The following is a 19699-nucleotide window of genomic DNA, read 5'->3' on the forward strand; positions in this document are numbered from 1 at the left end:
CCAACGCAGGAATTTTTCGCGCATCCGATTCCAAGGTCGTGCGCGTTTGTCCGTCGACGACCAGGAACTGGACTGCGAGGTAGTCGATCTGTCGCTGCACGGCGCCTTGGTGGCGGTTGCCGCACAGGCCGCCTTACAGCCCGGACAGCGCTGTCTGCTGGAAATCAAATTGGACGATGACGCTGCCGCGGTACGCATGGAAGGCGATATCGTCCATCGTGAACACGGCCGCATCGGTCTGGTGTGCCGTGAAATCGACCTGGACAGCATGACCCATCTGCGCCGGCTGCTGGCGCTCAACCTGGGCGACGCCGAACTCTTGCACCGCGAGTTTTCCGCGCTACTGGCAGATTGAATCACGCCAACGCGGCGCAGCGCTGCCCCGGCATCGATCATCGCGGCCTGCGGTGACGCTTCAGCGGCGCCGGCAATCTCTGCCCGGCTTGGCGCCGGCGCTTCTGCTTCCGGCTTTGCCCCTGATGGGCTGACCGGGGCCACGTCGCCGGCTGGCTGCAGGCTGTGCACCGCTCTGAGCGGCCGCTATCGGCGGCTGCTGCCAAGGCACCAGTTGATCCGGCCGATTACCGATCAAATCGCGCCGTCCCATGGCCAACAAGGCTTCGCGGATCAGCGGCCAGTTTTGCGGATCGTGCCAACGCAACAGCGCCTTGTGCAGCCTGCGCGCACGGCCGGCGCGGGCGGTGTCCACGCTTTCCGAATCCGCCGAGACCTTCTTCAGCGGATTCTTGCGGCTGTGGTACATGGTGGTCGCCAGCGCCATCGGCGTGGGCAGAAAAGTTTGCACCTGGTCGGGACGAAAGCCGTTTTTCTTCAACCATAGTGCCAGGTTGACCATATCCTGGTCGGTGGTACCCGGATGCGCGGCAATGAAATAAGGCACCAAATGCTGCTTCTTACCCGCCTCTTTCGAGTATTTGTCGAAGAGTTCGCGGAACTTCTCGTAGCTGCCGATACCCGGCTTCATCATTTTGGAAAGCGGACCGGGTTCGGTGTGCTCGGGGGCGATCTTGAGTAGGCCGCTCACATGATGGGTCACCAGCTCCTTGACATACTCGGGCGAGCGCACCGCCAGGTCATAGCGCAGCCCGGACCCCACCGTGACCCGCTTCACCCCCGGAATCGCCCGTGCCTTGCGGTAGAGCGCAATCAGCGGGCCGTGGTCGGTGTCGAGGTTTTCGCAAATGCCCGGATAGACGCAGGACAGCCGGCGACAGGACGCTTCGATCTGCCGATCCTTGCAGGCCATGCGGTACATGTTGGCGGTGGGACCGCCCAGGTCGGTGATATGACCGCGAAAATCCGGCATTTTGTCGCGGATCTCCTCGATCTCACGCAGAATGGAAGCCTCCGAGCGGCTCTGGATGATGCGCCCTTCATGCTCGGTGATCGAGCAGAAGGTACAGCCGCCGAAGCAGCCGCGCATGATGTTGATCGAGAACTTGATCATATCCCAGGCCGGGATGCGCGCCCCGCCGTAAGACGGGTGCGGCGCGCGGGCATAGGGCAGACCGTAGACGAAGTCCATCTCCGGGGTGGTGAGCGGCAGCGGCGGCGGGTTGATCCACACATCGCGCCGCCCCGCGCCTTCGCCATGCGCCTGGCGCAACGCGCGGGCGTTGCCCGGATTGGACTCCAGATGAAAAACCCGTGAGGCGTGAGCGTAGAGCACCGGATCGGCCCGCACCGCTTCATAAGCGGGCAGGCGCACCACGGTGTGCTCACGCTGGGCGCGCCGCTGCGCCAGCCGCTCGGCCCGTGTCACGATGCGCACCGGCTGGGCACCGTTCCCTGCTGCCGGAGCCGCTGCGGCAGGAGCGATGGCATAGGGGTCGGGGTGCGGATCGATGCGCCCCGGGCGGTCCAGCTCGCTGGAATCGATCTCCTGCCATGCTTGGCCAGGCAGCCAATCGCTGCGCACCATGAAGGCGGTGCCACGCAGATCGCGAATATCGCCGATGCGCTCGCCGGCCGCCAAGCGCCGGGCCAGCGCCACCAGCGCGCGTTCGGCGTTGCCAAACAGCAACAGGTCGGCTTTGGAGTCGGCCAACACCGAGCGGCGCACGGTGTCCGACCAGTAGTCGTAGTGCGCAATGCGGCGCAACGACGCTTCGATGCTGCCGATGACCACCGCAGCATCCGGGAAAGCCTCGCGTGCGCGCTGGGCATACACAATGACCGCGCGATCCGGCCGGCGGCCGGCCTCGGCATTCGGGGTATAGGCATCTTCGGAGCGGATCTTGCGGTCGGAAGTGTAGCGGTTGACCATCGAATCCATATTGCCCGCCGTGATGCCAAAAAACAGCCGCGGCCGACCGAGCGCGCGGAAAGGCTCGGCACTGGTCCAGTCGGGCTGGCTGATGATGCCCACCCGCAGCCCGTGCGCCTCCAGCAGGCGGCCGACCAAGGCCATGCCAAAGCTGGGATGATCGACATAAGCGTCGCCGGTGACCAGGATGACATCGCAGGCATCCCAGCCCAGCGCGGCCATCTCGGCGCGCGACATCGGCAAAAAGGGCGCAGCCTGGCGCGGCGTGCGTGCGCCGGCAAAGATCGGCGCCGGAGTGAAGCGATCTGGGAACACAGGGAGAGCCTGCTGCGGAGTGGGGACGGGATTTTACTCGGATTGTCCGCGCGCCGGCCGGTTCCAGGCGCGGCCGGCTGCCTCGGGGTGTCGTCGGCCCATCGCCAGGCGGTAGATCAGCGGGATGGCAAATAGCGTCAACACAGTGGAAAAGCCCAAGCCCCAGACGATGCTGGCGGCCACCGGCCCCCACATCAGCGACTTGCCGCCCAATCCCACCGCCAGCGAGAACAGCCCACCGATGGTGGTGATCGAGGTGATCAAAATGGGCACCACGCGCCGGCGCGCGGCGTAAATGGCCGCGTGCTGCACGCTCATGCCGGCGGCTAAGCGCCCGTTGGCGGCATCGATCAATACGATGGCGGAATTGACCGCAATGCCGGTGAGCGCAATCACCCCGTAGAGGGTGTAGAGCGACAGCGGATTGCCCGAGACCAGCAAGCCCAGCACCACGCCGGTAAAGGCCAGCGGTACGGTGGTGAGGATCATGAGCGGCTGAAAGTAACTGCGGAACTGGGTGGCAAGAATCAGGTAGATCAGCCCGACGCCGAAGGCGAACAGCCGGGCCATGGCATCCAGGCTTTCCTGGATGTCGTCGAGTTCGCCGGAAAAGTCCAGCGCCACGTTCGGATAGCTGGCCTGCAGCCTGCCCCAGACGGCCTTGAGGCGGTTGTTGGCTGCCAGCGTATCGATGGTTTCTCGGTCCAGTTCGGCCTCTACGGTGATTGCACGCTTGAACTGGTAGTGGCGGATATAACCCTTGGAGATGCGGGTTTGGGCATCGACCAGCTCGCCAAGCTGCACACTGCGCCCATCGGCCAGCGGCACCGGGCGCTGCAGCAACTCGGTGACATCGACCAGCGTCTCGGGGCGTGCGCGCACCACCACTTCCATCTTCTCACCCTGATCGCGGGTCACGCCGACCACTTCACCTTCGCCGTAGAGGCGCAGCAGGCGGGCCAGCTCGCCAGCCGAAACGCCCGCATGCGCGAGCTTTTCGCGGTTGGGCACCAGGCGCAGCTCGCTACGCCCGGCCACATCGTCGTCGGTGATGTCACGGGTGCCGGGAATACGCGCCACTTCGGCGAGCAGCGCATCGGCCGCGGCTCGCAGCTCGGCGTAGTCATCGGCCTTGAGTTTGACGCTGATCGGCTTGGTGGTGGGCGGGCCGCCCTTGAGCTCCAGGAAGGAAGGCTTGCCTTCGCCGCCGAGCGCCAGAATGTGCGGGCGCAGGCGTTCGATGATCTGCCCGGTCTCGGCCATGTCGCCGCGACGCGGCTGAAGCGAGACGATGACTTGGCCGTATTGGTCGCCGTAGAGCGGCTCGGTGTCGGTGAATTTGATACCGGCGGCGGCCGACACCGAGCGCAATTCATCCGGCCCCAGGTGCTCGCGCACCACCTGCGCGGCACGCTCGGCCTCTTCCAGCGTGCGTTCAAGGGTTGCGCCAGCCGGCATGTCCACATGGATGTAGAACAGACGCACCGAATCGAAGGCAAAGAACTGGGTGCGCACCACCCCGGCGCCGACCGCTGCGAGCGCGCTGACGAAGGTCAGCACCACCACCCCCAGCGCCAGCCGCGGGCGGCGCATCACCGCCACCAACATGCACGCATAGCGCACCCTCACCGCATGGGTGAAGCGCTCGCGTAACAGTTGCGCGCGGCTGGGCGCGCGCCAGCCTTTAGGGCGGATCGCCAACACATGCGCGGGCAGAATCCAAAAGGCTTCCAACAGACTGATCAATAGCGCCACGGTGACCACGAAGGGCACCACGAACATGAACTTGCCGACGATGCCCGGCAGCAGCATCAGCGGCAGAAAAGCTGCCATCGTGGTGAGCACCGCGGAAAGCACCGGCGCGCCGACCTCCGCCACCCCACCGACAACCGCGGCCAGCGGCGGCTCACCGCGCTGCAGACGGTAGTAAATGGCCTCGACCACCACCACCGCGTCATCGACCACCATACCCAGTACGATGACCACACCCAGCAGCACGGTGAGATTGAGCGTGGAGCCGATGCCGTCCACCACCAGGAAGGCGCCGGCCAGCGAGAAGGGGATGCCGAGCGCCACCAGCGCCGCCATGCGGGCGCCCAGAAACAGCCAGCACATGCCGAGCACCGCGAGCAGGCCGACCAGCGCATTGGACTCCATCACCGCGATTGCGCTGCGGGTCTGGTCGGTCTGATCGTCCAGCACGGCAAGCTGCACGCCTTGGGCGCGCAGCAACGGATTGCGTTCGGCGGCAAAGTCGGTCAGGCGACCGACCAACTCCAACGTGTTGGCGCCGGGCTGCTTGGTCACCGACAGCATGATCGCCGGCATGCCGTTGTAAGCCACGGCCTGAGTGCTGCGCGCGTGACCGCGCGCCACCTGACCAAGCTCTTCGAGCGCCACCCTGCCGTCAGCAGTGATGATGGCCATCTGGGCCAGCACTTGCGGATCGACGGTCTTGCCCTCCAACCGCACCAGCCATTCGCGCTCGGCCACCCGCACCCGGCCGCCGAGCGTGTTGCGGAACCAGCCGGCCACGCCATCGGCGACCTGGATCGGCGACAAGCCCACGGCGGCCACCCGCTCGGGGTCGAAGTCGACATGCAGCTCGGGCTCGTCCAGGCCCAGCGCTAGGACCTGGTCCACCCCGGCGAGCTGCTCGATGTCTTTTTTCAAGCCGAAGGCGGCGCGGCGCAACACTTCACCGCCGCCCGGGGCGTACACCGCAAGAATGGCCGTGGGGAAACCGTTGGAAGAAGTCACTTCGATGATTTCCGGATCGGTGGCATCGAAGGGCAACTCGGCCGCCGCCTTGTTCTGGATCTCCCGGCGCAGATCGTTGATGCGTTTGTCGAACAGCCGCTCGGAAATATCTTCGAAACGCACCAGAATGGACGACACCCCCTCACGGCTGGACGAGGACACGAACTTGACATCCTTGACCTTGGCGAGCGCATCTTCCAGCGGGGCGGTGAGCTCCCGCTCCACATCCTCCGCGGAAGCGCCGGGCAGCGTGGTCAGAATATTGACCCAGTTGAAATTGATCTCCGGGTCCTGCGCGCGCGGCATGGTCAAATAGCTGACGATACCGCCAGCGATGACCAGCACGAAGGCGATGTTGGCCAGTGGGTGATTGGTGATCAGCCGCTCGTACCAGCGCCTCACCGTGCCACCTCATCGGCGGGCAGATCCAGCGCGTGGCGCCCTTCATCCACCAACAGGGCGTCGGGCGGCAGGGCGAACGGGACCGGGCGTCCGGCCTCGGCCTGCGGCAGCGCCTCAAACACCGGACGGCCGTCGCGCACCCGCCATACACCCAACACCCCATTGCGCTGCAACACCCACGAGGCAGGCAGATAGGGCTGCGCACTGACCCAACGCAAGGCCCCGGCCAGCCCCGGCGGCACACGGTCGCGGGGCGCGAACACCGCCACCTGGGCCTGTCCGGCCGCCGACAGCAGCGGCGAGACGCGCAACAGCGTCAAGGGCAACTCGCGCGTGCCGGCCACCAGGTACCAGGCACCGGCTGCACGCATCGACTCGATCTGGGCGGCCGGCACACGGGCATGCACTTCCACTCTTTCGTCGGCGGCAAATACCAGCAAAGCCGTGCCCGGCACCGCCAGATCGCCGACGCTGGCCAAACGTTCGCGCACCACCCCGGCGTAGGGCGCACGGATCACCGTACGCGACAACTGCAAGCGGGCGGCCTCCACGCTTTGGCGGGCGGCTGCCAGCTCGCTTTGCAGAACTGCCAATTCAGTGCGCTTGATGCGCAGTCCGTCGCTACTGACAAAGCCGCGCGCGGCCAGCGCCTCGGTTTGGGCAAGCTGGGCCTCGGCCAGATGCACCCGGCTGGCCAAAAGCGCCACCTGGGCTTGGGCCCGCGCCAGGTCGACACGGTAGGCGGCCGGATCGATACGGGCCAGCTCCGCGCCCAGATCCACCCGCTCGCCCACACGGACGGGCAGGCTATCGATACGCCCGGACACTTCGGCGGCAATTTTGGCCTCATCGACCGCCACCACCTCTGCCGGCGCGCTGAACTCAGGATATACCGCCACTTCGGCAAACGGACGCGCTGTCCATGCAGCCGCCGACAGCGAAACCGAAGAAAGGCAAAGCAGCGCCCAAAGTGTTTTCATGGTCGAGAATCGCCGGCAAAGCGCACGCTCGGGGTGCCCGGCACCGGCATGATTGGAAAGCGGTGCGCCATTGTGGGCGTGCACATCCACACCGTCTAGCGCCGAACGCCGGTTAGTCGATCACGCAAAAGCGCAGCGTGGGCACGGTAACGTCATCGGGCGGTGCGCCCAGCGCGATTTCGCCCTCGCCATACAGCATGATGCCGTCACGGCGCAACATGAGCGGCTGCGCGGCACCGGCCAGACGCACCCAGGTGCCATTGCTGCTGAAATCGGTGAGCAAACACTGTCCGCCCGACCATTCGATGCGCGCGTGCCGGCGCGACACCCGCGGATCGCGGATCACAAAGCCGGCTTCTTCGCCGCGACCGATCACCAACGCGCCATCGGCCGGGGCCAGCACGCGCTGCTGGTCCAGCCAGTTCAGTTCCAGGCGTTGCTCGCGTCGAGGCCGTTCTGCGTCGGCGCCCGCACCCGCCTCGATAGGAAAAATCAGGGTCGTCTCGGCGGTCCGCCCCCAATCGACCCGCCACACCCGTACCGGCTCCACCTTGCCTTTGATGGCAATCCGATCCAGGCTGTGGCAGACGGTACGCTGCTCGTCGCGCAAATGCTGGAACACTGAATCGGAAAGCAGGATTTCGTTGGCCTGGGCAAGATCGGACAGGCGCGCCGCAACGTTGACGGCATCGCCGTAGCAGTCGCCGTCGTGGTCGACCACACTGCCGTAATCGATCCCCACCTTGACCGCCACCGGTGAAGGTAACGGCCCGCCTGCGGACAACTCGCGCAGCAACGCCGGCAGCGCGACACACTCATCGACCGCGACATCGACTTCGTCGAACAACACCATCACGCCGTCGCCAAGGTATTTGACGATGCGCCCACCCGCCTTTGAGAGCCGGCTGCCCACGCCCTGCATGGCACCGCTGACCATTTGGGTGGCTATGACGTTGCCGACCGATTCGAACAGGCTGGTGCTGCCGGTCAGGTCGGCAAAGACCACGGTTTTAAACGATTGGCGCACGCTCATGCTCCAGCATGCGCCAAACGCGCCCGGCGCCATGCGCCACCTTGCCGGCGCACGCGATGCGGCCATCCGGCTCACCACGCACTGCGGTATGGTTTTTGCGGATCATGGACTCCCCCTTCCCTATCTGGCGCACCTTTGCGCCAGATAGTGCCCCGGGCGGCAATCCTATCACCTGTGGATAGGCGCGTCATCGCCAGCGCCAGCCATGCGCAGCAGCCGGCAACGGCCGGGCGGTGCACTTATTCGGCGCTGGGTTTGTCTTTGCTGCGGGGTTTTTTGCGGAATTTACGCGCTGGCTTTTTGGCGCCCGGCCCCTGTTCTGTACCGGGCGCAGCGCCACTGGCCGACGCGGCACCGGCGCCTTGAGCGCGCTGGCCACCGCCGCCTTTGCGGCGTGTCGAGCCGCCTGGGCTGCGGTTGCCGCCGGCGCCGCTACGGTCAGGCGTGCCGATGCGGTTGCCCGGCGCGAACATGATTTCGAGTTCGTTCAGTTCGTCCCACTCTGCATCGGTGCGCTGACTGTCGGGAATCGCCTGCAGCGCCAGCATGCGGGCACGCGGAGAAACGGGTTTCGGTTCGTTCATGGCGGCATTATCCCACTGTTGCGCGCAATCATGCCACGGGCTGCGGTTGCTGCAATACTCGCGTGCGAACCGCCGCGCGCCGATGCCCGGTCGGCTGTCGCATCCGGGCAACGCGCACCCCTGCCGTGCGCAGACCGCTTATGGCACATTAGAGCCCCTTTTGCTCAGCGCCATTTCTGCCATGCGACCTGCCCGAGCCCTGATCGACCTCGACGCCCTGCGCCACAACTACCGCCTGGCTCGCAGCCGCCACGGCGGCCGGGCGCTGGCGGTGGTCAAGGCCAATGCCTACGGGCATGGCGCGGTGCGGTGCGCACAGGCTTTGGCCGATGAGGCCGACGGCTTTGCCGTCGCCTGCCTGGAAGAAGCACTGGCGTTGCGGGCGGCAGGCATCGGCGCGCCGATCCTGCTACTGGAAGGGGTGTTCGAAGCCAGCGAGCTGGCGGCGGTCGAACGTCATGGATTGTGGATGGTGGTGCATCATGCTGCGCAGATCCGCATGATCGAACAGGCGCAGCCGTCCCGGCCTTACACCGTATGGCTGAAGGTCAACAGCGGCATGAACCGGGCGGGTTTCGCGCCCGCAGCGGTCGCAGCCGCCTGGCAGCGGCTGCACGTCTGCGGCAAGGTGGCCGACATCACACTGATGACCCATTTTGCACGCGCAGACGAGCCCCAGGTGCTCAGCACCGCCACCCAGATCGCCCGCTTCGATGCAGCCACTGCCAATCTGCCGGGCGCGCGCAGCCTGGCCAACTCCGCCGCTGTGCTCGGCTGGCCCGATGCCCACCGTGACTGGGCACGCCCCGGCATTCTGCTCTACGGCGCCGACCCGATGCCGGCAGCCAACAACGGCCTGCGCCCGGTGATGACGCTGGAAAGCCAGGTGATGGCGGTGCGCGAGCTGGCCGTGGGCGAACCGCTGGGCTACGGCGCGCGCTTTCACGCTGAACGTCCCACCCGGGTCGGGCTGGTCGCGATGGGCTATGCCGACGGCTACCCGCGCAGCGCCCCCGACGGCACGCCGGTGAGCGTCGACGGCCAGCCGGCACGGCTGATCGGTCGGGTATCGATGGACATGCTCACCGTGGATCTCACCGATCTGCCGCAGGCCGATCTGGGCAGCCGGGTGGAACTCTGGGGCCGTGAGGTTTCGGTCAATGAGGTGGCGCAACGCGCAGGCACCATAGCCTATGAGTTGCTGTGCAACGTCAAGCGGGTGCGCTTCGAGTACCGCGACAGCGCGCAGCACGCCTGAGCGCATCGCAGGCGGTCTGTTAAGGACGCACGGTATCGATGACCAGGCTCACGCCGGCTGCATCCGGACTCAGCCCGCTCACCGCGCCTTCCAGATCGCCGGCGCGGGCCGTGGCGTCCCCGCTCTTGGACACTCGCGCCATCACCACCAGGCGCTCAGGCACCGGCGCATCGCCAATCATCAACGGCACCCCTGCAAAGTCGAAGTCTCGCGGCAGCTCGCCCGCGCGGTAACGCAGCGCGGCCAGCGGCATGCCGCCCTCGGCCGGACGCACGAAGACGAACACGGTATCGTCGGCGGCCACCTGGGCGCGTAAGCCCTCGGCAATGGTCAGTCGGCCCTGGAGCCTCAACCCGGTGTCCGCGGCCTGCGGGGCCGGTTCTGCGCGCGGCAACGGCGGCAAACCCGCCCGTGCGCGCGCCTCGTCGATACTGGCACGCACCGAATCCGCCGCCGGGTCACCGGGCGGAATCGCCGCCAGGATGCGCTCCCAATGGGTGGCGGCGCCAGCAAAATCACCGCGCTGGTAGGCAGCGGTGCCTGCCAGCACACGGGCCTTGAAATGCTCCGGGTCGCGCTCCAGCGCCTGGAGCACCAAGCGTTCGGCCTCGCCCTCTACACGGCCTTCGCGGGTGGCCGCCATCACATCGGCCCAATCGGCCAGCACGTCGGGATCGTCCGGACGCAGCGCGCCCAGACGCGCATAGGCGGCCAGCGCCTTGGGGTAGTCCTCCAGCACCAGATAGGAGCGCGCCAGCATCGTCCAACCTTCGACATCGTCCGGCTCGCGCTCCAGGCGCGCCGCCAAACCGCCAACCATCTGTTCGATCTGCTCAGGCGTGAAGCTTTGCTGGCCGGCAATCTGCTGCGGGTCCAGCCCGTCGGGCTCGCCCACCGCCAGATACAGCAACACCGCGGTGAGCGGAATGACACACAGCAAGGCTACTGCCCAGGCCGGCGCAGGCCCGGCGGATGCGGTTTCCTCCCCTCCTTCGCCCTCCTCCAGCGCGCGGCGCTCCAATTCATCGCGGCTGCGCGCATAAGTTGCCTCATCGATGCGCCCGGCCGCACGCTCGGCGTCAAGTTCTGCCAGTTGTTCGCGCAATACCGCCAGCGCGGCGTCGGTCTGACGCTGGCGTTCTTGTCCAACGGAGGTTTGCCCGCGCGAACTGAACAATGGATACAGCACCCACAGCAGGGCGCCGGCCAACATCAGGCCGGCAAGCATGACAAAGGCAATCACGAACGGGAATCCTCGGACGAATGATGAACCGGCCGGCCTTCGAGCAGGGCGCAGGCGCGTTCGTGCGCCGCCTGATCGAGCGGCGCGGGCGACGCTTCGGCAGCACGACGGCGCAGCCGCCATAACAACCCACCTACGGCCACCACCAGCAAAACACCGGGACCGACCCACAGCAGCACGGTGCTGGCGCGAAACGGCGGCGTGAAGGCGACGAAATCGCCAAATCGGGCGACCAGAAAATCGACCACCTCACGTTCGCTTTTGCCCGCTGCCAGTTGTTCGCGTACCTGATTGCGCATGTCGAGCGCCAACGGCGCACGCGATTCGGCTACCGATTCGTTCTGGCACACCAGGCAGCGCAACTTGTGCGACAAGGCCATCACACGCGCTTCCAGTTCCGGGTCGTCACTGACCTGCGCGGCCAGTCGCGCCGCCTCGTCGCTATTGGGTGCCGCGGCCAGTGCGGGGAGAACCGCACCGCAGGCCAGCAGCACGACCCCCAGGGTACGCTTGAAAAGATCAGCCGGCACGGGACAGCTCCGCAATCTTGGGCCGCAGCACCCGGTCGAGCGTATCGCGGGTGAGCGGACCGATATGTTTGTAACGAATCACGCCTTGCGCGTCGATCAAAAAGGTCTCCGGCGTGCCATAGACGCCGTACTCGAAACCCACCTTGCCTTCTGGATCCACCGCAATGACGCTGTACGGGTCGCCGTGGCGGGTGAGGTAAGCCAAGGCATCCTCCCGGGTGTCTTTGTAATTGAGGCCGACCACCGGCACGATGCCGCTGCGCTGCAGTTCGATCAGCACCGGATGCTCCTGCCGGCAGGACACGCACCATGAGGCCCAGACGTTGAGCAGCCACACCTTGCCGCGCATCTCTTCCAGTGCAAAGCTGGCCTGCGGATCGCGCAACTGTGCAACACGGAAGGTCGGCGCGGGCTTGCCCACCAACGGCGAAGGCACTTCACGCGGATTGAGCTTGAGGCCGTAGGCCAGAAAGCCGGCCAGCAACAAAAACAGCGCAAGCGGTACAAGAAATTTGGCTTTCATCGTCGTTTTTCAGGCGGTCTGGCGCACGCCGGCAGGCACCCGGCGCTCGGCCAGGCGGCGGTAGCGCCGGTCTGCCGCGGCGAGGATGCCGCCGACGCCCATCAGCACGCAGCCCAGCCAGATCCAGCTAATGAACGGTTTGTAATGCAAGCTGACGATCCAGGTGCCGTCTTCGAGTCGCTCGCCGAGCGAAACATAAACGTCACGGAACGGACCGATGTCCAGCGAGGCTTCGGTCATCGGCATCTGCTGGGCGAGATAGAGGCGCTTTTCAGGATGCAAGGTATCGAGCGGCCTGTCGCCGCGAGCCAGCTCGATGGTGGCGCGGGCCGCCACATAGTTGGCGCGCTCGACATCCTCGACCCCGCGGAAGGTGAAGGTGTAGCCTGCCAGGCGGGCGATCTGGCCGTCACGCATCTTGACGTCCAGACTAGCTTCCAGACTACCGACCATGGTCACGCCAATGATGAACACCCCCACGCCCAGATGAGCCAGCCACATGCCCCACCACGCCGTGGGAATGCCGCGCAGGCGATGGGCGGCGGCTGCGCCCGGGCGCTCGGCCAGCCGCGCCCACAGCAGTTGCACGCTGCCGATCAGCACCCAGGCTGCCAACATCAACCCGAGCACGGTTCGCCAGGTAACATGGCCGACCGCCACCGCCAGGCCCACGCCCAGCAGCACACTGGCGAGTGCGGAGGGCGCCAGGCGGCGCAGCAGGCGCGCGCCGCTGTCGCCCTTCCAGCGCACGAAAGGCCCGATCACCATCAGCACCACCACCGGCGTCATCAGCGGCACGAACACCGCCTCGAAGTAAGGCGGGCCGACCGAAATCTTGCCCAACCCGAGGGCATCCATGAACAAAGGATACAGGGTGCCCAACAGCACCGCTGCGGTGACCACCGGCAGCAGCACGTTGTTGCCCAGCAAGGTGGACTCGCGCGAGATCAACGCAAAACTGCCGCCGCCGGTCAGCCGCGGCGCACGCCAGGCAAACAGGGTCAGCGAGATACCGATCACCAGGACCAGCAAGACAAGAATGAACAAACCGCGCGCAGGATCGGTGGCAAAAGCGTGCACCGAAGTGATCACCCCGGAGCGGACCAGGAAAGTGCCCAGCAGCGATAACGAGAACGCTCCGATGGCCAACAGTACCGTCCAGTTGCGGAAGGCGCCACGCTTTTCGGTGACCGCCAGCGAATGGATCAGCGCGGTGCCAACCAGCCAGGGCATGAAGGAGGCATTTTCCACCGGGTCCCAGAACCACCAGCCGCCCCAGCCCAGCTCATAGTAAGCCCAACCCGAACCGACCGCGATGCCGGCGGTCAGGAACACCCAGGCCACCGTGGTCCAGGGACGCGACCAGCGCGCCCACGCGGCGTCCAGGCGGCCGGTGAGCAGCGCGGCGATGGCAAACGCGAAGGCCACCGAAAACCCCACATAGCCCATGTAGAGCAGCGGCGGATGAATGATCATGCCCGGATCCTGCAGCAGCGGATTCAGGTCGCGCCCCTGCTCGGCAGCCGGCAGCAGGCGGGTGAAAGGGTTGGAAGTCAGCAGCAAGAAGGCGATGAAACCGGTGCTGATCGCCCCCAGTACCCCCAGCACCCGCGCCATGAAGGCTTCGGGCAGATCGCGGCTGAAAATGGTGACGCCCACGGTCCATAAAGACAAAGCACTTGCCCACAGCAGCAGCGAGCCTTCATGGTTACCCCACACCCCGGTGATTTTGTAGATCAACGGCGTGTCGGTATGCGAATGGGCCGCCACCAAACGCACTGAAAAATCACTGCTGATGAAGGCCCAGGTCAGACAGCCGTAGGCAACCAGCAGCAAACACAATTGCGCCTGCGCCGCCGGGCGGCCGACTGCCATCAACGCAAAACGCCCGCGCGCCGCGCCCACCAGCGGCACCACCGTCTGCACGGCGGCCATCACCAGAGCCAAAACCAACGCAAAGTGTCCCAGCTCGGCGATCATTGCTGCACCGTCCGTGCGGCTTCGTGAGCGCGGTCGATGGCGTGCTGGGCTTCGACCGGCATGTAGTTTTCGTCGTGCTTGGCCAGCACCTCGGTGGCGGTAAACCGTCCGTCTGCGCCCAGCATGCCCTGCACCACCGCACCTTTACCTTCCTGGAACAAGTCCGGCAAGGTGCCACGGTAGCTGACCGGGATGGCCCGGGCGGTATCGGTGATCGAAAAACTCACCGTCAAGCCGTCGGCCTCACGCCGGATCGAGCCGGCTTCCACCAAGCCGCCGATGCGAAAACTGCGTCCCACCGGCGCCTTGCCTTCGAAAACTTCGGTAGGCGTGTGGAAAAACACCAGATTCTGCTGAAAAGCGGACAACACCAGGGCTACCGCGGCCGCCAGCAGCGCAACACCACCGCCGACGAGCAACAGCCGTTTGTTACGGGCTTTCATTCTCCAGACTCCAAACGAACATCCTTGCCGACCGCGCGTCGCCAGCGCACCAGGCGCTGCACGGTGTCCTTGCGACGCCGCCGCAGCAGCGCAAGTTCCAGCACCACCAGCGCCAAGGTAACGCCGTAGCTTCCCCACACGAACGGGGCAGCGCCCCCCATCTGCCAAAAGGCCGACCACGATTCCCACTGCATCAACGCCCACCTCGCGCACCGGCCGCTTCGATTTGCAGCACCTCGCCCACCCATTCGGTATGGCGCTCGCGCTCCAGGATCAGCGCGCGCACCCGCCACAACGCCACCGCGATCGAATACATCCACGCCGCCAGCGCCATCACCAGCATGCCGGCGAGCATGATGCCGGCCATCGACGGCGCCTTGGTCAGACTCACCGAAGCGCCCTGGTGCAGGGTGTTCCACCACTGCACCGAGAAATAGATGATCGGCACGTTGACCGCGCCCACCAGCGCGACGATTGCGCCGGCGCGGTCGGCCCGGCGCGGATCTTCGATCACGCGGGTGAGCGCAATGAAACCGAAATAGAGAAACAGCAGCAGCAACTGCGAAGTCAGGCGCGCATCCCACACCCAGTATGTGCCCCAGGTAGGCTTACCCCATAGCGCGCCGGTCCATAACGCGACAAAACAGAACATTGCCCCGGTGGGGGCCAGCGCCTGGCTCATGATGAAAGACAGCCGGGTGTTCAGGACCAACCCCAGCGCCGACCAAAATGCCATCGCCAGATAGATGAGCATCGACATCCAGGCCGCCGGCACATGGATGAAGATCACCCGGTAGACCTCACCTTGTTGAAAGTCGGTCGGCGCCAGGAAGAAACCGATATACAAACCGATTAGCGTGAGCACGGCAGCCAGTGCGGCAAACCATGGCGCCAAGCGGCCGGCGAGCGGATAGAACTGCTGCGGGGCGGCAAAACGCAGCCACCCCGAGGGCGCGCGTCCCGCCGCGCGGTTTGGAGAAATCATCAACGTGGTCATGCAGGTCACGCCAGCGAACCGGCGAATCGTTCGATCGTCATTCCATCGCTATCCTGAGGGCGGCGGCACAGGCCCACGGCGCCAACGCCAAGGCAGCCGCCAAACCGCCACCGAGCAGCAGCAAGTGGGCCGCCGCACCGGTGCCGGCTAGCTGGGCATCGACCGCCCCGGCACCGAAAATCAGCACCGGCACATAGAGCGGCAGCACCAACAGCGCCAACAACATCCCGCCGCCTCGCACCCCCAGCGTGAGCGCCGCGCCCACCGCGCCCAGCAGGGCCAGGATCGGCGTACCGAGCGCCAGACTAAGGGTGAGCACCGGCAAAGCGCCTTGTTCCAGGTCAAACAGCAGGGCCAGTAGAGGCGCGGCCAACACCAGCGGCAGGCCGGTGGTCAGCCAAAAGGCGGCAATTTTGGCCAATACCCACAGCACTGCCGGCTCACTAGACAGGAGAAGCTGCTCCAGGGTTCCGTCGGCGTGATCCTGGGCAAACAAGCGGTGCAGGGCAAGCAAGCTGGCGAGCAGCGCCGCCACCCACAGCACGCCCGGGGCGATGGCACGCAACTGGTTGGGTTCGGCACCCACACCGAATGGGAACAGGCAGACCACGATGACAAAAAAAGCCAGTGTCACCAACAAGTCGGCGCGCCCGCGCCAAGACAACAACAGGTCGCGGCGCAAAATGGCCAAAAAACAATTCAGCACGCGTAGGCCCCCAGGTCGAGCACCTTTGGCGCGCGCGCAAAGGGCGCTTCCTGGTGCGTGGTGAGCACCACCATGCCACCGGCCGCGCAATGCTCTGATAACACGCCAGCCAGCTCGGCCACCGCCTTCACATCGAGCGCGGTAAACGGTTCGTCCAGCACCCATAGCGGGCGATGGGCGGACAGGAACAGACGGGCCAGCCCCACCCGGCGGCGCTGCCCTTGAGACAGCACACGGGCCGGTAGGTCGAGCTGATCCGCCAAGCCGATACGCTCCAGGGCGTGCTCACAGCGCGCGGGGTCCACATTGCCGTCGCCAGCGGCCGCGCAGGCAAAGCGCAGGTTTTCTAGCGGGTTCAACAGGTCGTTGAGGGCGGCGGCGTGGCCGAGGTAGAGCAGCGCGCGATGGAAGACGTCACGCTCTTGGCGCACCGGTACGCCATGCCAGGTGACCTCACCGGCTTCCGGCCAACTCAGCCCGGTGAGCAGGCGCAACAGACTGGTTTTGCCCACGCCGTTGGGTCCGGCCACCCGCAACATGTCGCCCGGCCCAAGCGTCAGGGCCAGGCTGCGGAACAACAGGCGGTCGCCCTTGAGGCAGGCGAGATCGGTGGCTTGCAGCATGGGGCCGGATTGAACCACAGGGACGAGACGGCAGGAAGCCCCGTTTCATTCCTGCCGAACGGGGCGGGCGCCTACCCCCAGGTCGCGGCCAAAGGCGCGCCGCCTTAGCCGTTAGGCTGTTGACGGCCTGGGGGTCGTGACCTGCGGCTTACTGCTGCGCAGCGGGCGGATGGAACACATCGGGCGCAACCGCCGGGCGTTCAAGACCAATGTCTTGCTCGATCGGCGGAAGCCCGTGGGCAATGCCCTTGTGGCAGTCGATGCAGGTCTGGCCGGCAGCCAGGCCGCTCTGGTGGGCTTGGTTGGAGCGACGACCCTGCACCGAGTAGTCGAAATACTCGAAGCTGTGGCAGTTACGGCACTCGCGCGAATCGTTGGCCTTCATGCGTCGCCACTCGTTTTGCGCCAAGCGCAGGCGCTCGGCCCGGAATTTTTCCGGCGTGTCGATGGTGCCCATGAGCTTGCCGTAAAGCTCGCGGCTGGCCTGGATCTTGCGGATCATCTTGGCCCCCCACTCCCTGGGGACATGGCAGTCCGAGCAAATGGCGCGCACACCGGTGCGGTTCTGATAGTGAATGGTGTTGCGGTATTCCTGGTAAACGTTGGTCTCCATCTCATGGCAGGAGATGCAGAACTTTTCGGTGTTGGTCCATTCCATCACCGTGTTGAAGCCGCCCCAGAAGACGATGCCGGCCACGAATGAAACCAGGATGGTGCCCAGCCCCAGCGCCCGCAGCTTCTGCCATAGGCTTTTTTTCTTTTCGTCAGTCATGTCGTTCCCCGTTGCGTCTTAGCGCAGGCCCGCGGCAGGACGGAAGGTGTTGTCCACCAGCGGTTTGGCGTCGGTTTGCGGGACGTGGCACTGCAAACAGAAGTAGCGCCGCGGCGAAATGTTCGACAACTCGCCGCCGTCGCGGTCCTTGAAATGGGTCAGGCTGACCTTGGTGGCGCCGGTTTCGCGATACCGCGACCAGGCATGGCAATCCATACATTTGTTGAAATTCAGCGTCACTTCGTAACCGTCGACCTTGTGCGGTACCAACGGCGGCTGCTGCACATAATCGCGCGGCAGCGGCGGGCTGTCGGGCAGCGGACGGTAGTTGCCGGGTGCCGGCTCGGGTGCGGCGACATCCGCACCGCGCATGCTGGAGACCGTCTGCGCCGGCGCGGCAGCGCTGGCGCCAACGCCAAGCACGGCCACCAGGGACAACACGAGATTACGGGTCTTACGGTTCATGACTCGCTCCTGTCAAATCGGGTCGTAATACGAAACACGTCCTTGCTGCACACATCGACACAGCGGCCACAGGTGGTGCAGTTGCGGTCGAGAATGAGAGGGTGGTCCTGTCCGGCGGCCTTGAGCGCCGGGCGGATGACCTGGGGTTCGGGGCAGACCGCGAAGCAGTCCATGCAGTCGTCGCAGCAGCTACGGCCGTTGGCGGCCACGCGCGGCAGCGCAACACCGCCCAGCAGGCTGTAGGCCGCGCCCATCGGGCACAGGTGGCCGCACCAGCCGCGGCTGGCGATCAAGAGGTCGTACAGGAAAACACCGAGCACGATGCCCCAGGACAGCCCGAAGCCGAAGATCAGCCCACGATGCAACATCGACACCGGATTGACCCATTCCCAGACCAGCGTGCCGGTAAGCGCCGCGGCGGCGAGCACAAAGCCCAACAGCCAGTAGCGGGTGCTGGCGTGCGGCACCTTGCCGCCTTTGATGCCGAGACGACGACGCAGCCAGGCGGCAGCATCGGTGACCATGTTCACCGGACACACCCAGGCGCAAAACGCCCGACCGCCGACCAACAGGTAGAAAGCCAGCACGATGCCGCCGCCCAGCAGAGCCTCGCGGTAGGGCCAATGTCCGGCCGCAAAGGACTGCGCCAGCAGGAACACATCGGTCAGTGGCAACACGCCCAGGGTAAGACTGGACGACAGATTGCCCTTGACGATCCATAGGCCAAACCACGGTCCGGCCAGAAAGAGCGCCAAAATGCCCAGTTGCGACAGCCGGCGGGCCAACAGCCATTTGTTGGCGCGCAGCCAGCCTTTTTTTGCCACCGCATCGGCGCCCGGCCGGCTCACCGCCCCCCGCACCGCGGCACCACGGGTGGCGGGCTGGGCAGGCGCTGTAGGATCGAATACGCCACTCATGGCTTCCACCCCGAATCCAGTCCGCCCGGTGCATAAGGTGCCGGTTCCCCGCTACCCGCTTGCTGCGGCACCCTGTTGGTACGCAGGCGGGTGTCGCCATAGGGCTGATCTTCCATGCCGCGTACCGGCAGTTCCACCTGATCGCCGATCAACGAGCGCCCGAAAGCCTCGCGCTCTTCCCAGCCCTTGCGGTAGTGCTCGGCGGTCGAACCCTTGGCAAGGTGGATGGGCAGCACCTTGATCGCCGCCTCGCCCGGCAGCACACAAGCCTTTTCGCACTTGCCGCAGCCGGTGCAGTGCTCGGAATGCACGGTGGGCAGGAACATGGCATGGCGATCCGAGCGCGGATTGTGGATCACCTCCAAGGTGATCGCCTTATCGATCACCGGGCAGACGCGATAGCACACGTCGCAGCGCAGGCCAAGGTAGTTCAGGCAGGTTTCCTGGTCGATCAGCACCGCCAGGCCCATGCGTGCGTTCCCGATTTCGGTGAGACTGCGGTCGAGCGCACCGGTCGGACAGGCCGCCACACAGGGAATGTCCTCGCACATTTCGCAAGGAATGCTGCGGGCGTTGAAATACGGGGTACCGGTGGCGACGCCATCGCCCAGTTCGGCGAGCTTGAGTGTGTCGTAAGGACAGTCGCGTACACACAGGCCGCAGCGCACACAGGCGGCAAGAAAATCCGCTTCCGCCAAGGCGCCGGGCGGGCGCAGCGCGGTCGCCGGCAGAGCGCTGGCCTGGCGGGCATAGAGACCAACGCCGAGCGACAACAAGCCGGCGCTGCCTGCCACCCCGGCCACTTCCCGCAGGAAGCGGCGGCGAGGCGGGGCTTTCATCGCTTCGGCACGCTGGGTTTGTGGGTCGCTCATGATGGCAGT

General features: G+C 65.7%; 21 protein-coding genes. 2 read left to right on the forward strand and 19 right to left on the reverse strand.

The window, feature by feature from the left end; translation table 11 throughout:
• Window positions 1-46 precede the first annotated feature (46 nt).
• Window positions 47-355, forward strand: a complete 309-nt coding sequence (locus tag DIE29_RS13085) for a PilZ domain-containing protein (RefSeq protein WP_237269463.1) — start codon at window positions 47-49, stop codon at window positions 353-355.
• Window positions 356-415: 60 nt separating this feature from the next.
• Here the strand turns inward: DIE29_RS13085 and DIE29_RS13090 are convergent, their stop codons facing one another.
• The 6 genes from DIE29_RS13090 to DIE29_RS13110 form a co-directional block, all read right to left on the reverse strand.
• A complete protein-coding gene (locus tag DIE29_RS13090) occupies window positions 416-2524 on the reverse strand; it encodes a YgiQ family radical SAM protein (protein WP_102043305.1) in 2109 nt (702 codons plus the stop codon).
• Between the two features lie 111 nt (window positions 2525-2635).
• Window positions 2636-5764 carry an efflux RND transporter permease subunit gene (locus DIE29_RS13095; RefSeq protein WP_114650112.1) on the reverse strand — a complete coding sequence of 1043 codons (3129 nt, stop codon included), beginning with the start codon at window positions 5762-5764 and terminating at the stop codon, window positions 2636-2638.
• Window positions 5761-6744 (reverse strand): efflux RND transporter periplasmic adaptor subunit, encoded by a 984-nt coding sequence (locus DIE29_RS13100; protein WP_114650113.1) that lies wholly within the window; start codon window positions 6742-6744, stop codon window positions 5761-5763. The genes DIE29_RS13095 and DIE29_RS13100 overlap by 4 nt, the downstream gene beginning before the upstream one ends.
• A gap of 112 nt (window positions 6745-6856) precedes the next feature.
• Window positions 6857-7777, reverse strand: a complete 921-nt coding sequence (locus DIE29_RS13105; protein ID WP_237269464.1) for an adenylate/guanylate cyclase domain-containing protein — start codon at window positions 7775-7777, stop codon at window positions 6857-6859.
• Complete coding sequence (locus tag DIE29_RS14915) at window positions 7755-7883, reverse strand: hypothetical protein (protein ID WP_257791342.1); 129 nt, start codon at window positions 7881-7883, stop codon at window positions 7755-7757. The genes DIE29_RS13105 and DIE29_RS14915 overlap by 23 nt, the downstream gene beginning before the upstream one ends.
• Window positions 7884-8016: 133 nt before the next feature.
• Complete coding sequence (locus DIE29_RS13110; RefSeq protein ID WP_102042752.1) at window positions 8017-8361, reverse strand: hypothetical protein; 345 nt, start codon at window positions 8359-8361, stop codon at window positions 8017-8019.
• Window positions 8362-8542: 181 nt separating this feature from the next.
• On the opposite strand from DIE29_RS13110, the gene alr reads away from it, so the two are divergent.
• Complete coding sequence (alr, locus tag DIE29_RS13115; protein WP_102042753.1) at window positions 8543-9619, forward strand: alanine racemase; 1077 nt, start codon at window positions 8543-8545, stop codon at window positions 9617-9619.
• Window positions 9620-9638: 19 nt separating this feature from the next.
• Here alr and ccmI read toward each other — a convergent pair whose 3' ends face one another.
• The 13 genes from ccmI to napG all read right to left on the reverse strand — a co-directional run bounded on the left by ccmI (window position 9639) and on the right by napG (window position 19690).
• Window positions 9639-10862: a c-type cytochrome biogenesis protein CcmI gene (ccmI, locus tag DIE29_RS13120; protein WP_102042754.1), complete on the reverse strand. Its 1224-nt coding sequence runs from the start codon at window positions 10860-10862 to the stop codon at window positions 9639-9641.
• Window positions 10859-11392 (reverse strand): cytochrome c-type biogenesis protein, encoded by a 534-nt coding sequence (locus DIE29_RS13125; protein WP_102042755.1) that lies wholly within the window; start codon window positions 11390-11392, stop codon window positions 10859-10861. Before DIE29_RS13125 ends, ccmI begins: the two co-directional genes overlap by 4 nt.
• Window positions 11382-11915 carry a DsbE family thiol:disulfide interchange protein gene (locus tag DIE29_RS13130; RefSeq protein WP_102042756.1) on the reverse strand — a complete coding sequence of 178 codons (534 nt, stop codon included), beginning with the start codon at window positions 11913-11915 and terminating at the stop codon, window positions 11382-11384. The genes DIE29_RS13125 and DIE29_RS13130 overlap by 11 nt, the downstream gene beginning before the upstream one ends.
• Before the next feature lie 9 nt (window positions 11916-11924).
• Window positions 11925-13895 carry a heme lyase CcmF/NrfE family subunit gene (locus DIE29_RS13135; RefSeq protein ID WP_102042757.1) on the reverse strand — a complete coding sequence of 657 codons (1971 nt, stop codon included), beginning with the start codon at window positions 13893-13895 and terminating at the stop codon, window positions 11925-11927.
• Entirely contained in the window at window positions 13892-14338 is a 447-nt protein-coding gene (gene ccmE / locus DIE29_RS13140) for a cytochrome c maturation protein CcmE (protein WP_102042758.1), read from the reverse strand. Before ccmE ends, DIE29_RS13135 begins: the two co-directional genes overlap by 4 nt.
• Window positions 14335-14532 carry a heme exporter protein CcmD gene (ccmD, locus tag DIE29_RS13145; RefSeq protein ID WP_162860641.1) on the reverse strand — a complete coding sequence of 66 codons (198 nt, stop codon included), beginning with the start codon at window positions 14530-14532 and terminating at the stop codon, window positions 14335-14337. The genes ccmE and ccmD overlap by 4 nt, the downstream gene beginning before the upstream one ends.
• Window positions 14532-15335, reverse strand: coding sequence for a heme ABC transporter permease CcmC (ccmC, locus tag DIE29_RS13150; protein WP_418332982.1), 804 nt, complete (start codon window positions 15333-15335; stop codon window positions 14532-14534). Before ccmC ends, ccmD begins: the two co-directional genes overlap by 1 nt.
• Window positions 15336-15372: 37 nt before the next feature.
• Window positions 15373-16041: a heme exporter protein CcmB gene (gene ccmB, locus DIE29_RS13155; protein ID WP_102042760.1), complete on the reverse strand. Its 669-nt coding sequence runs from the start codon at window positions 16039-16041 to the stop codon at window positions 15373-15375.
• A complete protein-coding gene (gene ccmA / locus DIE29_RS13160) occupies window positions 16035-16664 on the reverse strand; it encodes a cytochrome c biogenesis heme-transporting ATPase CcmA (protein ID WP_102042761.1) in 630 nt (209 codons plus the stop codon). Before ccmA ends, ccmB begins: the two co-directional genes overlap by 7 nt.
• A 148-nt stretch (window positions 16665-16812) precedes the next feature.
• Complete coding sequence (locus DIE29_RS13165) at window positions 16813-17436, reverse strand: NapC/NirT family cytochrome c (RefSeq protein WP_102042762.1); 624 nt, start codon at window positions 17434-17436, stop codon at window positions 16813-16815.
• Window positions 17437-17454: 18 nt separating this feature from the next.
• Window positions 17455-17901 (reverse strand): nitrate reductase cytochrome c-type subunit, encoded by a 447-nt coding sequence (locus DIE29_RS13170; RefSeq protein ID WP_102042763.1) that lies wholly within the window; start codon window positions 17899-17901, stop codon window positions 17455-17457.
• Window positions 17898-18818, reverse strand: a complete 921-nt coding sequence (napH, locus tag DIE29_RS13175; protein WP_102042764.1) for a quinol dehydrogenase ferredoxin subunit NapH — start codon at window positions 18816-18818, stop codon at window positions 17898-17900. The genes DIE29_RS13170 and napH overlap by 4 nt, the downstream gene beginning before the upstream one ends.
• Window positions 18815-19690: a ferredoxin-type protein NapG gene (gene napG / locus DIE29_RS13180; RefSeq protein ID WP_102042765.1), complete on the reverse strand. Its 876-nt coding sequence runs from the start codon at window positions 19688-19690 to the stop codon at window positions 18815-18817. Before napG ends, napH begins: the two co-directional genes overlap by 4 nt.
• Between the last annotated feature and the right edge of the window lie 9 nt (window positions 19691-19699).

Origin of the sequence: Pseudothauera hydrothermalis, assembly GCF_003345255.1 — a bacterium.
GTDB lineage: Bacteria > Pseudomonadota > Gammaproteobacteria > Burkholderiales > Rhodocyclaceae > Pseudothauera > Pseudothauera hydrothermalis.

Bases quoted from the DNA above. Each gene is read 5' to 3' on its own strand.
- DIE29_RS13090 (WP_102043305.1), bottom strand. From the start codon at position 2,524: ATGTCGCGCGCCGAGATGGCCGCGCTGGGCTGGGATGCCTGCGATGTC.
- DIE29_RS13100 (WP_114650113.1), bottom strand. From the start codon at position 6,744: ATGAAAACACTTTGGGCGCTGCTTTGCCTTTCTTCGGTTTCGCTGTCG.
- DIE29_RS13105 (WP_237269464.1), bottom strand. From the start codon at position 7,777: ATGAGCGTGCGCCAATCGTTTAAAACCGTGGTCTTTGCCGACCTGACC.
- DIE29_RS14915 (WP_257791342.1), bottom strand. From the start codon at position 7,883: ATGATCCGCAAAAACCATACCGCAGTGCGTGGTGAGCCGGATGGCCGC.
- DIE29_RS13110 (WP_102042752.1), bottom strand. From the start codon at position 8,361: ATGAACGAACCGAAACCCGTTTCTCCGCGTGCCCGCATGCTGGCGCTG.
- alr (WP_102042753.1), top strand. From the start codon at position 8,543: ATGCGACCTGCCCGAGCCCTGATCGACCTCGACGCCCTGCGCCACAAC.
- DIE29_RS13130 (WP_102042756.1), bottom strand. From the start codon at position 11,915: ATGAAAGCCAAATTTCTTGTACCGCTTGCGCTGTTTTTGTTGCTGGCC.
- DIE29_RS13135 (WP_102042757.1), bottom strand. From the start codon at position 13,895: ATGATCGCCGAGCTGGGACACTTTGCGTTGGTTTTGGCTCTGGTGATG.
- ccmE (WP_102042758.1), bottom strand. From the start codon at position 14,338: ATGAAAGCCCGTAACAAACGGCTGTTGCTCGTCGGCGGTGGTGTTGCG.
- ccmD (WP_162860641.1), bottom strand. From the start codon at position 14,532: ATGCAGTGGGAATCGTGGTCGGCCTTTTGGCAGATGGGGGGCGCTGCC.
- ccmC (WP_418332982.1), bottom strand. From the start codon at position 15,335: ATGACCACGTTGATGATTTCTCCAAACCGCGCGGCGGGACGCGCGCCC.
- ccmA (WP_102042761.1), bottom strand. From the start codon at position 16,664: ATGCTGCAAGCCACCGATCTCGCCTGCCTCAAGGGCGACCGCCTGTTG.
- DIE29_RS13165 (WP_102042762.1), bottom strand. From the start codon at position 17,436: ATGACTGACGAAAAGAAAAAAAGCCTATGGCAGAAGCTGCGGGCGCTG.
- DIE29_RS13170 (WP_102042763.1), bottom strand. From the start codon at position 17,901: ATGAACCGTAAGACCCGTAATCTCGTGTTGTCCCTGGTGGCCGTGCTT.
- napH (WP_102042764.1), bottom strand. From the start codon at position 18,818: ATGAGTGGCGTATTCGATCCTACAGCGCCTGCCCAGCCCGCCACCCGT.
- napG (WP_102042765.1), bottom strand. From the start codon at position 19,690: ATGAGCGACCCACAAACCCAGCGTGCCGAAGCGATGAAAGCCCCGCCT.